The organism is Pseudomonas fluorescens (genome assembly GCF_001307275.1).
GTDB classification, from domain to species: domain Bacteria; phylum Pseudomonadota; class Gammaproteobacteria; order Pseudomonadales; family Pseudomonadaceae; genus Aquipseudomonas; species Aquipseudomonas fluorescens_AA.
Genome location: NZ_CP012831.1, coordinates 5,429,877 through 5,442,885 on the forward strand (window position 1 = coordinate 5,429,877; position 13,009 = coordinate 5,442,885).

Genomic DNA, 13,009 nt, shown 5'->3' on the forward strand with positions numbered 1-13,009 from the left:
CCCACAAGGGGGGGTGGTGGGTGTCAAATCTCACCGTCATCCTGGAAAAAAGTGGGCTCGCTATTCATGCACCGTCACCCGATTGCGCCCGGTCTTCTTCGAGGTATACAGCGCCTGGTCGGCCCTGGCGATCAGCTCGGCGTGGTCGTTCGAGGGCTGGCTCAGGTCGGCCACTCCCAGGCTGACGGTGAAGCGGATAGTCTGGTCGTTGAACTGCACTTCCAGCGCTTCGATAGCCTTGCGCAGGCGCTCGGCGAAAATCTGTGCGCCGGCCTTGTCGGTGTCTGAAAGCACTACGCCGAACTCTTCACCGCCATAACGCCCGGCCACGTCGGACTCGCGCACATGCTCGTGCAGCAGCCTGGCGACGTGCTCGATGACCTTGTCGCCAGCCTGGTGGCCGTAGGTGTCGTTGACCCGCTTGAAATGATCGATGTCGAGCATGACCAGGCTCAACGCATGGCCATAGCGCTGGTGCCGGGCGTAGGCGGCTTTCAGATTGCCCTCCCAATAACCGCGGTTGTACAGGCCGGTCAACTGATCGGTACTGGAAAGTCGCTGCAGCTGTGCGTTGGCGGCCTGGAGCTGATGCCGGTTGGTGGCGACGTCGGTGACGTCATAGATCACCAGGCAGATATGCTTGATGGTGTTGTCGGGCGAGCGCAGCGGCAACAGCGTGGTGTTCTGGTACATGAACGCTTCCTGGCCGGTGATCGGCTGGTAACTCTTGAAGCGCATCAAGTACGGGCGCTGCTCCCAGACCGTGAACGCTGGCGTGCCCAGGGTCGCGACGCTTTCCACCTTGCGGCTGAACCATTGGCGATCGATTTCAGGGAACAGGCTGAAAAAATGCTGGTTGTGCGCGTCCTTGGGCTGCACCCCGGAGCGGTTCTCCATGAAGGTGTTCCAGACTTGCACGCGGTACTCGCGGTCGAGCACCACCACCCCGACGTCGATGCTCTGAACGATGGCCAGCAACCAGTGGAATTCGTTCAGATCGATGGATTCGCTCATGGCTCAGTTCATCAGGTAGGCGAGTTTGTGGGTCAACCGTTCGACGGAGTCCTCCGTGAACAACAGCAACAGGTCGAAACGAATATCGTGCCCTTCCAGGCTGTAGCTGATTTCCACCGCCAGGGTCTTTTTCCAGTGTTTGCTGTTGTCCCGGATCAGTTCCTCGATGGCCGCGTGCTGGCCGAGAATCTGCGGGTGGCCTTGGGAAAACACCACGTCGATCTGTTCGGCAATGCTGCTCAGGCATGCGCCGATCAAGACGCTGGAAAGGTCCAGCAACATCTCCAGGTCCGAATAGTCGGCGCTCTGGCGCTGCATCAATTGCGCGATGTCGGCGATTTCCGAGTCATGGAAGATCAACAGGGCTTCGCCAGCGATGCCGCTGCCGATAAACCCCTGGCAGATCGCGGTGAGTTGCTGGGAGCTGCCGACGTCGGTCAAGGCCATGTGCAACTCCCCGACCTCGAGGAGGTTCACGTTCGGCACCGGCAATTGCACGAAGACCCCCAGCACCTTGGCGATCAGGGCCGCTGCCCGGCCGATGGCCACGTTGACCGTCTCGCGGAACACATCGTGGAAACTGATGGCCGTGTTCGTGACCGAACGATTCTGCAACGGCACCTGGCTGGGTTGGGCCAGTAGCCCCAGCCGCGCCAGCGTCTGGCGCAGGTCGTTTTCATCGAACGGTTTTTTCAGGAACGCCAGCGCGCCCAGCTCATGTACGCGGCGCACCGCCTCATCCTGGACGTCACCGGAAATCACGATGACCTGCGCCTTCAATCCTTCGTCGCGCAAGGCGCCCAATACCTGGTAGCCATCCATTTCCGGCATGGTCAGGTCGAGCAGCACCACGTGCCCCAGGCCCTGGCGTATGGCGTCCATGGCCTGGCGGCCATTGCTCGCCTCGGTGACCGAAACCGGCCAGTCTATCGGCAGTGCACGCAACACCTGTTTGCGCGCCATGTTGGAGTCGTCACACACCACCAGGGGAATCAACGACACAGGAACGACCATGGGTGACCAATGGCAGGGGAGGAGGGGCTACTGACATCATTCATAGGCTTGCAAAGACCCTTTGATTAACGAACCGGGTTTATCAAGCTTAGCGTCCTGCACGAAAACTGCGGGGCTCGGTTGCATTAGAAACTGGACCAATAAGTCAGGGGCGTCAACTGCACTTCGTCATTCACACCCCACGCAAAGCCACGGTCGACGCGCGATTGGCCATGGCGGGCGCGGTTTGTGGTCTATAGTTTTCAGCAGACCCGGAATCTTTCCGTACCGGCGATCAGGGACTGCGGACGCCTCGCGCCGTAGCTGCATCGGATACCCGCAGGCCGTCAGCAGTGAACAATGCAGGGAGCACACCATGGCGATCCAACGGGCGAGTGTAATGACGTCGGCCCCGGATATCGTTCATCGTGAAAACGCCCTGGCCGATGGGACGAGCCATTGGTTTCGGCGCGGCTTCGACCAGGCCAGGGAAGCCTACATCCTGTTCCCGCTGCTGGCCGTTCTGCTGTTGGTGGTCATCTGGGCGGGCACCCTTTACTTGATCAAGGTCGAACAGGCCCGCGCGCAGCAGGGGATCGCCGAGGCGAGCCTGGAAATCGGCGCCACCTACGAGGCGCAGATCCTGCGGGCAGTGCGTGAAATCGATCAGACTCTCAAGCTCGTCAAGTACACCTACGAATCCGAGCGGGAGCCCAACCCGCTGCCCAAGCTCAAGGCTCGCGCCTTGTTGCCTTCTCCCTACTTGTTCGACGTCAGTGTGGTCGATGCCAGCGGCCGGGTCGTCGCCAGTACCCAGCCGAGCGAAGCCGGAAGCCGAATGGCCAAGGATGAGCTGCAAACGCTGGGCCCGGACACGGCGCTGTCGATCAGCCGTCCGTGGAAAAGCCCGGTGACGGGGGAGTGGAAGTTGCGTTTCAGCCGACGGCTCGATGGCGGGGATGGCGCGTTCGCCGGGATCGCCATGGTCGAGGTCGATGCCGCCTATTTCGTCAGCAGTTATGACGCCTCGAAACTCGGCAATCACGGCTTGCTCGGCCTGTTGGGTATTGACGGTGTCTTTCGGGCACGGCGCAGTGGAGAGGACGTATCGGCCGGCGACTCGATCGATTACGCAAGCGTGGTACCGGACACTGAAAACACCGAAGCCGTACGCGCGATCAATGCGGGGGATGGTGTGTGGCGCTACACCAGTGCCCGCCAGCTCTACGACTTCCCACTGGCGGTGATTGTCGGGTTGTCCGAGGAAGAACAACTGGCCGCGGTGAACCAGCAAGCGCGTACCTACCTGTGGCGCGCCACGGGCGGCAGTCTGGTGCTGGTGTTGCTGGCGGGGCTGCTCGCCCGGATGAGCTGGCAACTGGTGCAAAGCCGCTTGCGCGCCGGCGAAGCGAAAATCGCCTACGCGGAAAGTGTCGAGTACCTGGCCTATCACGACGGCCTTACGGCCTTGCCCAATCGCAGTCTGTTCAGCAAGCTGTTGGGCCAGAGCATCCGCGAGGCCAGCCGTTATGATCGGCAACTGGCGGTGCTGTTTCTTGACCTCGACCGCTTCAAGCAAGTCAACGATACCCTGGGGCACGATGCCGGCGATCAACTGCTCAAGGAGGTCGCGCTGCGCCTCGAGGCGTGTCTGCGCGGCAGCGATACGGTGGCTCGATTGGGCGGCGACGAATTCGTGATCTTGCTGCCGGAGCTGTCGCAGGACAACGACGTGGCGACTGCCGCCCAAAAAATCCTGACCGCCATAGCCCGGCCCTTCAACCTCGAGGGCCAGGAGTTCCGTGTGACCGCCAGCGTTGGTATCAGTGTGTACCCACAGGATGGCCTGGACGAGCAGACGCTCAAGAAAAACGCCGATATCGCGATGTACCAGGCCAAGCAATGTGGCAAGAACAACTTCCAGTTTTACTCCGCGAAGCTGAACGCGGACTCACTGGAACGGCTGACGCTGGAGCTGAGCTTGCGCCACGCGCTGGAGCGCCAGGAGTTCCAACTGCACTACCAGGCCAAGCGGGACATTCCCAGTGGCCAGATCACCGGTATGGAAGCGCTCCTGCGTTGGAATCATCCCGACCTGGGTATCGTGGCGCCCATGCAATTCATCCCGGTCGCGGAAGAGACCGGTTTGATCGTGCCGATCGGCAAGTGGGTGCTCAAGACTGCCTGCCGGCAAAACGTCGCCTGGCAACGACAAGGGCTGCCACACCTGGGGGTCGCTGTGAACCTCACGGCTCGGCAGTTCGCCGATGAGAACCTGTTGACGGACTTGGCCGAGATACTGGCCGAAACCGGTATGGACGCGCGCCTGTTGGAACTGGAGATCGCCGAGAGCCTGCTCATGCAGGACGTCAAGAGGGCGTTGAATGTACTGACCGGGCTCAAGCGCCTGCAGGTCCGCATCGCCATCGATGATTTCGGGATCGGTTATTCGTCGCTCTCCGCGCTTGAGCAGTTTCCGCTGGATGTCATCAAGATCGACCGCTCGTGTATCTGCGATACCAGCAGCGTGTCGGAAGACAAAGCCCTGACCGAGGCCATCATCGCGATGGGCCGGACCCTCAGCCTGACCGTGGTGGCCCAAGGCGTGGAAACCAAGGAGCAGGCCGATTTCCTGCGGGATAACGCCTGCGATGAGTTCCAGGGTTTCTACTTCAACAAACCGGTGCCCGCCGATCAGTTCAAGCTGTTGCTGCAAGCCCAGGCGGCTGGCACGGGGCTCGGTACGTAGAGCCGTACTCATTGCGACTCGAGCGGCACTGCCCTGACGCTGCCGTCCAGCTCCCGTGCCTGGATATAGCCGATGGTGTCGGGGTTCTCTGCGATACGTTTCTTGACCTCCGCCCCGCTCGAAACCGCCTGCGGCGGCTGGCCCCTGCCGGTGAAGATGATTTTCGACCAATGCGCCTTGAGCTGGGCTGCGGACTTGCCGGTGAACGTTGTGTAGAACTCATCGCGGGTCGGTGAATCTTCTGTCTGGTCAATGGGAATCGCCTGTCCGCCGCCGGGAAAACGACTGGCCTTGCCCAGGAAAATATCCGCCACCTGATTGCGCGCGAGCGTCTTCACCGGGCTGGACGCGGCGACGACCACCACCACGTCGGCCTTGACGGCAACGCTGGCGGCGCACAGGGCGAGCCCCGCCATGGCGAATCCGATGAGTCTCACAACCCACATGGCCTGCTCCATCAGAAGACAAAATCAACAGCCAGGCTGATGACGTTGAGCGAGCCCCCCGACGTGAAGTCCGGTTGGGGGTTGATCAACGGACCGACCGAGTTGCCCTTGAAACGTGTGTGATCGAATTGCACTTTGGCGTCCATGTTCTTGGTGAAATCCCAACGCATACCCAGGGAAAGGGTCTGCAGGCCTTCGTTCGAGCCCAGGACGCTGTTGAGCGCACCGTTGAGTTCGGCGGCCGTGCCCGCCAAGGCCGGCGGCAAGGTCGATAGCGTCAGGCCCGGGCTGGAGACTTCTGTTTCGGTCCTGGAGCGCGCGTAGGTGACATAGGGGGTGAACGCTGCGATGCGGTACCCGCCGCTGATGTACCAGGCGCTGGTCCTGCCCAGGCCGGAACGGCTGTCGAGACGTCCCCATTCACTCATGACGAACCAGTCGCCCGGATCGTAGCCGGCACCCACGCCGATAAAGTCGACGGGGGTGTCATCGGAGTCGTAGCGATCGGCGATGGCGATGCCTTCCGGACCGAACTCCCTGAACGTATCGAAGAGTGAATTGAATGGCTCCAGGGTCAGGTCGGCCTTCATGTAGGTGATGCGTGTGGTGAGGGCACCGAGTTCGGTGGTGTTGGTGACCCCCCAGAGATTTCTCGTCAGCGCCTTGCCGGTCCCGTCGGAATCGCGGCTGTCGGTCTGGCCGTAGTGGGCCTGCACCGTGTTGGTGATTTCATCGACTCGAAACCGGTAGCTGCCATCAATGCCGTCGCTGCTGGAGATCGGCATCAGGCCGTAGACCTCCATGGGCGCCCGCACCCAGGGCAGGGTGTAGCCCACTTTGCGGTTGTCGGATACCAGGAACGTCGGCAACACGGTACGGCCAATGCGTGCGCTGAAATCCGGCGTGAACTGGTACTTGATGTTGGCCCACTCGACGAAGGGCCGGTAACTGTTGTCGTAGCGCTGCTCGGAAATGACCTGCACCACGGCCGACAGCTGCGGGGTGAAATTGGCGGTCAGTTGGGCGCCTATCAGGCTGTCGACGTCGGCGCTCCAGTTGCGCGAATGCCCCGCGCCGTTGGGCTTGAAGATACTGGACGTGAAGTCGGCTTTTTTCTCGCTGGAATGGACGATCCCCACCGTGCCGAAACTGCTCAGCGAGAACATGTCGGCTGCGTCGGCACTGGCACCGCCGGCATACAGCGTCACGACTACCAAGGCCAAGGTATTGGGCTTTTTCACCATGGGGGTCAAGGTAACCTCGTTGCGTGGATCGCCATTCGTCTGTTCCTTGTAACGTTGGCTGAAGCTGCGCGTTATCACGCGCCGAAGCGTAGCCTAGATCGCCAATTTGAGCGTAAAGGTCGCTCCCGTTCCCGGGCCATCGCTATGGGCCTCCAGCGAGCCGCCCATCTCCATGGCCGCCAGGACGCAGCTGTGCAGGCCAAAACCATGGCCATCCTTGCGTGTGGTAAAGCCATGGGCAAAGATCCGCGTCAGGTTCTCGGGCGCTATGCCTTCGCCGTTGTCGATGACCTTGATCACCAGGGTGTCTTCTTGGGGGATCTCGCTCTGAAGGATGATTTGAGGGGTCAGCTCCGGCCGGTCATCCATCGCCCTGCTGGCGTTTTTTATCAGGTTGATCAGGATCAGCAGCACCCGATGCTTGTCCAGTTGCAGCAAGGGTGTTTCGGCCAGGTTTCGCACCACGGTGATCCGATGCGCCGCGATGATGCCGGCGTTCATGCGCACGGCATCCTCGATCAGGTCCTTGATCTGCACGGTTTCGGCCAGGCTGGAGGTGCCTGCGTAAGATTGCTGGGCGGCGACGATTTCCTTGATGTGATCGACGCTTTTGCTCAGTTGGCCGAGTTCTTCGGTCATGCTCTGTTGCTCCACCGCCAGCGCGTCCACCAATTGGTTCAGGTAGCCGGGCAGCAGCTTGCCTTTCTCGTCGTGGGAGATGAAGTCGCCGAGGTCATCGGCGTGCTCGTTCATCATTTGCACCGCCTTACCGAGCCCCAAGGCCTTGCTGGTGCGCAGCTTGCGGGTGACCAGGTCGGCGGAGATATTCACGCTGTTGAGCACGTTGCCCACGTTGTGCAGGACGTTAGTGGCGATTTCGGCCATGCCGGCCTGGCGAGCGGCGGCGGCCAGTTGAGCCTGGGCTTCGGCGGCGCGCAGACGGCTCTGCGCCAGTTGCCAGCTCATCCGGGCGAGCACGCCCACCAGCAGCACCAGGACCAGGCTGCCGCCTGCCGCGCGCCAGAGGTAGGTACGCGCTTGCTGGTTCACCGCGGCCAGTTGTTCCTCCTCGGACAACCCGACAATCACCGCCAGTGGAAAGTCGTAGAGCTGGCGGGCACTGGTGTAGCGCCGAACCCCGTCCCAACCATTGACCGAGAGCACTGCCTCGGTGTTTTCCGCATCCGGCACCACCGCCGTGTAATCGACCGTATCGCCGGCCAGTACCGTTTCTCCGGTGCGCCGCACGCGGAAGAGGCCGTCAGTGCCCAGCAGCCCGAGCGCACCTTGTTCGCCGAGTTTCGAGGCGTCGTAGCTGCTGACGAAATAGGCGGCATCGACCTCGACCCTGGCGATCCCGGAAAGTGTGCCATCCGCGGCGTCGAGTCGCCGGCTGAAGCGCAAGCGCCATTCTCCCGTGACCGGACTTTTCCACGGATGACTGATGGACAATGAGTCGCTGTGCCGCAGTGTTTGCTGCTCATTCGGGTCAGCGATATTTTCCCGGTCGTTGGTCCGTGTACTCGCCACGAGCCTGCCGTCCGGGTTGACCACGCTGACGTCGAACACCAAGGCCGGCGGTAACAAGGCCCGCTCCTGAAGCCGGCGCAGGGGATTAGGCTCGCTCTCGGTCTCATAGGTGTATTTGACCAGCTTGAGGGTTTGGTCGATTTCATGGATGGCGCGCAACATTTGCGCTTCGTAGGTGGCGCCCATTTCCAGGCTGGCCGTCGCGGCGCTCTGTTGCGCGCGAAGATGTTCGACCTTGATCAGGTAGAGGGTAGCGCTCCAGATGGCCAGCAACAGCAGAACGGCCAGCAACGGGAACAGGATGTAGGCTTCCTTGGCCTGGTCGAAGGCGCGCCGAAGCACGCCGGCCTTGGTATCGCCATCGGCCTCGGCACAATGAGCAGTGCCAGGGGCCAACCTCAGTGTCTCAGGCCGCTGGATCGGCATGGTGTGCTCCCTGCATTGTTCGACCGAAGGCTGGTGGGCGTCGACACAGTCACGGCTCGAGGGGTATTGCTCCTGCTGGCCCGAGCATAAAGAGCCTGGATCTGTCAGAACTATAGACCACAAACTCTGTATGCCAATGTGCGAAGGTGGGCCCGACTGACTGGGGCACTGAGGATTTTGTGGCAAGGGGATTTTGTGGGAGCAAGGCTTGCCCGCGATACACACGACTCGACTTCAGGAAGACCGCGTCGCATCCATCGCGGGCAAGTCTTGCTCCCACGACCCCCTTCGCCACAGGTTATTCAGTGTTTGCTCTATCGGGGTCACACCGCTTGCTTGATCTTGCGATGCACCCACTGCGCCTCGTCCTTCAATTCAAGGACCTGCCAATGGAAGCGCTCCAGGGCGGCGCTGTGACCGACGCTGATCAGGATCGTGTCCGGCAGCGTCTGCCTGAGCAGTTGATAGCAACGCGCTTCGTTTGCCGCATCCAGCGCCGAGCTGCTTTCGTCGAGGAACAGCACCGTGGGCCGGGCCAGCAGGGCCCTGACGAACGCACAGCGTTGTTGTTCGCCAACGCTGAGGGTCTGCGCCCAGTCCCGCTCCTGCTCCAACTGATCGCTCAGGTGTTGCAGGCCGACCTGCTCCATGACCTGGCGCAGCGCGGCATCCTCCTCGCAACGGGCAGGGTGGGGGTACCAGAGTGCTTCGCGCAGGCTGCCCAGCGGCAGGTAGGGTTTTTGCGACAGGGTCAGGGCGCGTTCACGGTCATAGCCGCTCGAGCCGCGCGCGTGGGGCCAAAGCCCGGTAATCGTGCGGATCAGCGTCGACTTGCCGTAGCCGGATGGCGCGCTGATCATCAGGCTGTCACCGGGCTGGAGTGACAGGTTGAAGCCTTTGAACAATGGCCGGCCGTTTGGCAGCCAGATGTCCAGGTCCTTGATATCAAGGCCGCTGGCCTGTTGTTGGTGCCTGACCTGGGATTTGACCTCGACGTTATCCAGGCGCTCCTGGAAGCCGACCAAGCGGTCGATCACCGACTTCCATTCCGACAGTTCCGGGAACACGCTCACCAGATAGGCGATGGCCGCGTGCACTTCGCCGAAGGCCGCGCTTATCTGCGTCAGGCGGCCAAGGGGAAAGGCGCCGGCAAAGAACTGTGGCGCCATGATGAACATCGGTATGACCGTCGCGCTGCGCAAATAGAAGGTCGAGTAGCCCATGATCAGCTTCTGTTTTTTCACCAGCGCCCAGAAGTTTTCCAGCGCCGCCTCCAGGCGGTGGTTGAAGCGTTCGTTCTCCACGACTTCGCCGCGGTATTGCGCCACCGAGTCAGCGTTCTCCCGCAGGCGGATGAGCGAGAAACGAAAGTCCGCTTCACGCCGCTGTTGCATGAAGTTGAGGCTGGGCAGCGCACGTCCGAGCCAGAATGCAAGGCCGGTGCCCAGGAGCGCATACACCAGGGCGACCCACACCAGCAGCCCGGGAATGACGATCGATTGGTCGTTGAACGGCACGCTGACGAGGCTGGAGGCTTGCCAGAGGATATGCAGGAAGGAAAACAGCGACACCACCGACGTCAACAGGCCCAGGCTCAACTTGAGCGACTTGACGATAAACAGGTCGATGTCCTCGGCGATCCGCTGGTCGGGGTTGTCGACATCGGTCTCGGTCAGCTTCAGCTTCTGGTAGCGCTGGCTGCCCAGCCATTGACCGAGCATGTTGCGGGTTGCCCAGCGCCGCCAGCGGATGGTCAGCTTCTGCTGGAAATGGAACGCGCCAACGGTAAAGGCGGCCATGCCGATCTGCAGCAGGATGAACTGCAGGCTACCGATCAGGAAACCGTGGTAGTCCAAGGCCTGCAAGGCGTTATAGAAATGCAGGTTCCAGAAATTGGTGAGGATGTTGACACCGACCAGGCACAGGGTCATCAGTACGGTAGCCAACAGCAGCAACAGGGCCGGGTACTTTTCCTCGGAAGCCCAGAAGGGCTGCGCGAGGCGCCAGAAATTGCGAAGTGTGTGCATGGGGTCTTGGTGAGCCTGGTCGCTAACGACGTTGAGTTTGCAGGGGCGGGAGGATAGGATCAGCCAATGCTAATCGTTTGCATTAATTAGGGAAAGCCACGGGAGCCCCGTTATCGAATTTCCAGAATGGCTTAACCAGGCCTGGCCGCCCATACAGCGGGTCGTCCGGCAGGAACCTGGCGACCAGCCTTCCATCGCGTTGAGCCAGCTTGCCGACCCTGCCGCGTTGCAACCCTTGCTGACCCGATTTGCCCTGCGTTACCCGGGGGTGAACCGCGCCGCCGTGGTTTCGCAGTGGTCGATGAACTACATGAGCATTGTCTTGCCGGCCACCCTGGCCTGTGTGCTGACGCGTGGCTGCGCGATCGAGTTCTGGGGCGAGGGCGCGTTGTTGTTGCACGACGACGGCCAACCGGCGGCGCTGGGCCTGGCCGCCGGGCTGTCGCCCTTGAACGCGGAGGACCGGGCGGTGTATTGGTCGCGGTTGGTCCACGAGCATTTGGCGCCACTGTTTGGCACGTTGGCCGCCGCCGGTGGCTTGGCCCCGAAAATACTGTGGGGCAACTTTGTCGCCATCTGGGACGGCGCCTTCGCCAGGATGGACCCGGACCTGTCCAGGGACGGCTTCGCCGAAGCGCACCGGTGGCTGGAACCGGTTACGGTGAACAACGGACGCCTGAAGCTGCGAGGCCTGCAACGCATGGTCGAATCACCGGCCCCGCAGATATGCCCCAGCTTGCCCTTGCGTCGGCATTGTTGCCTGCATTACCAACTGCACGAACCGGTCGAAGGCCAGCCGCCAGTGCTGTGCGAATCCTGCCCCAAACTGCACCGCCTGCCGGTGGCGGAACAGGTGAGCTACCTGCATTACATCTATGGGGAGGGTTGAGCGCAGCTTTTGACAGCCTTGGCCAGAAACCCTCCACATTCCTCAAGACAGCATTTGCGCCTGGGATGAGGCGTTGGCCTGGGGGGCTACTTCGCTGACCTTGCCATGTTCGACGTGGATCAACCGATCGGCCAGGCCGAAGTAGGCGTCGTCGTGGGAGATGACGATCAGCAATTTGCCGCGCTCGCGCAGGTCCGGCAGGATCCGGGTGTAGAAGAAGTGCTTGAACACCGGGTCCTGGTCGGCCGCCCATTCGTCGAACAGGTAGCAGGGGCGGTCATCCAGATAGGCACTGAGCAATGCCAGGCGCTTGCGTTGCCCGGTGGACAGCGCCAGCGTCGTCAGCTTGCCTCCTTCGATCTGCACCTTATGGTCCAGTTGCAGGTGCACCAGGTAGTCCTGCGCCTGTTTCACCAAGTCCGGATCGTCGCCATCGAACAGGTTTTCGAACAGGCAGAAGTCGGTGAAGATCGCCGAGAAGTGCTGTCGATAATGGAGGTTGTCGTTGCTCGAGGACACCTGCTCATCGAGCATGATGTCGCCACTTTCCGGCCGGTACAGCCCGGTCAGCAGCAAAGCCAGGGTGGTCTTGCCGCTGCCGTTGCCGCCGGTGATGAATACCACTTCGCCGGCATTGAGCGTCAGGTCGATGGGCCCCAGGGTGAAATGGCCGTCCTCGCGTTCGCGGTAGTAGGTATGGGCGACCTGCCGGCACACCAGGCGGCGAACCTGGGTCGGCGAGATGGTATCGAAGGTCTCGTCGGATGCTTCCATCTCGCCTTCCAGGGCACGGATCTTATTCAGTGCGACGCTGGCGCGGCCCAGGGTCGGCAAGGCGTTCATCAGTTCCGACAGCGGCGTGATCATGTAGAGGATCGTCAGGATATAGCCGGTGACGAGGCTCACGCCCAGGTCGATGAAATGCGGTGCGGCGAACAGCACCACGCCGATCAGCATGTAGAACACCGCGTTGCCCCAGTTCAATACCAGGGCGTAGATGCTCATGCCGCGTACGAAGTCGCGACGGTATTGCTGGCTGACTGGAATCAGCAAATGGGTGAAGAAGTGTTGCCGGCGAGGATGGTTGAGCTGCAGTTCCTTGCTGCCATCGGTGAGCAGGCGGTACTGGTCGAACAACTGATCCTTGAGCTCCCGGGCCCGGGAGATCGAAGTCAACGCCCGACGTTGCGGCCAGTGAAAAGTGAAGCTGCCCGCGATGATCAGCAGCAGTGTCAGGCCGAGCAGTGGCAGGCTGAGCCAACCCAGGTAGCCCAGGCAGGCGGCGATGATCCCGGCGTTGACCAGCAGGATCGGCACCAGCTCCACCGCCTGGCTGATGGTTTGCGTATCGTCGGTCAGCATGGCCAGCAGGCGATGCTTGCCCAGGCGCTGCAATTTCGCGTAGGGGGTATCGATCAGCTTGGCGCTCAGGTGCAGGCGCATGTCGTTGACCGCGGCCTGGCCCAGGCGCAGCAGGCTGATGTCGGAGATCACCCGGGACACCATGACCAGCAGCACCAGCCCGGCGAAAAGCAGCCCGTCCACCGGGCGTAGCTTATCGAACACCTCCAGGCTGTGGTTGATGTTGGCGATCAACCCGGCCGCCGCGAGGCCGCAGATCAGGCCCGTCAGGGTCGCCACCAGCAGTGCGCGCCATGAACGTTTAGCCATGAGTAACAACAGATCCATTT

Annotated in this window: 9 protein-coding genes; 2 read left to right on the forward strand and 7 right to left on the reverse strand. The window is 61.6% G+C overall.

Annotated elements, in window-relative coordinates:
- Positions 1-60 precede the first annotated feature (60 nt).
- Both AO356_RS24235 and AO356_RS24240 read right to left on the reverse strand, forming a co-directional pair.
- Complete coding sequence (locus AO356_RS24235; protein ID WP_060741924.1) at positions 61-1,014, reverse strand: sensor domain-containing diguanylate cyclase; 954 nt, start codon at positions 1,012-1,014, stop codon at positions 61-63.
- A 3-nt stretch (positions 1,015-1,017) separates the two neighbouring features.
- Positions 1,018-2,028, reverse strand: coding sequence for a response regulator (locus tag AO356_RS24240; protein WP_060741925.1), 1,011 nt, complete (start codon positions 2,026-2,028; stop codon positions 1,018-1,020).
- Positions 2,029-2,383: 355 nt separating this feature from the next.
- Between AO356_RS24240 and AO356_RS24245 the strand changes: the two genes are divergently transcribed.
- Positions 2,384-4,756 (forward strand): EAL domain-containing protein, encoded by a 2,373-nt coding sequence (locus tag AO356_RS24245; RefSeq protein ID WP_060741926.1) that lies wholly within the window; start codon positions 2,384-2,386, stop codon positions 4,754-4,756.
- 8 nt (positions 4,757-4,764) lie between these two features.
- Here AO356_RS24245 and AO356_RS24250 read toward each other — a convergent pair whose 3' ends face one another.
- The 4 genes from AO356_RS24250 to AO356_RS24265 form a co-directional block, all read right to left on the reverse strand.
- Positions 4,765-5,202, reverse strand: a complete 438-nt coding sequence (locus AO356_RS24250) for a hypothetical protein (protein WP_060741927.1) — start codon at positions 5,200-5,202, stop codon at positions 4,765-4,767.
- An 11-nt stretch (positions 5,203-5,213) separates the two neighbouring features.
- A complete protein-coding gene (locus tag AO356_RS24255) occupies positions 5,214-6,446 on the reverse strand; it encodes a porin (protein ID WP_060741928.1) in 1,233 nt (410 codons plus the stop codon).
- Positions 6,447-6,539: 93 nt separating this feature from the next.
- Positions 6,540-8,402, reverse strand: a complete 1,863-nt coding sequence (locus AO356_RS24260) for an ATP-binding protein (RefSeq protein WP_060741929.1) — start codon at positions 8,400-8,402, stop codon at positions 6,540-6,542.
- Between the two features lie 323 nt (positions 8,403-8,725).
- Positions 8,726-10,429, reverse strand: a complete 1,704-nt coding sequence (locus AO356_RS24265) for an ABC transporter ATP-binding protein/permease (RefSeq protein ID WP_060741930.1) — start codon at positions 10,427-10,429, stop codon at positions 8,726-8,728.
- A gap of 199 nt (positions 10,430-10,628) precedes the next feature.
- Here AO356_RS24265 and fhuF point away from each other — a divergent pair, with 199 nt between their 5' ends.
- On the forward strand, positions 10,629-11,318 hold the full coding sequence (gene fhuF, locus AO356_RS24270; protein ID WP_081015416.1) for a siderophore-iron reductase FhuF: 690 nt from the start codon (positions 10,629-10,631) through the stop codon (positions 11,316-11,318).
- 42 nt (positions 11,319-11,360) lie between these two features.
- On the opposite strand, the gene AO356_RS24275 is transcribed toward fhuF, so the two are convergent.
- On the reverse strand, positions 11,361-13,007 hold the full coding sequence (locus AO356_RS24275) for a cyclic peptide export ABC transporter (RefSeq protein ID WP_060741931.1): 1,647 nt from the start codon (positions 13,005-13,007) through the stop codon (positions 11,361-11,363).
- Positions 13,008-13,009 lie beyond the last annotated feature (2 nt).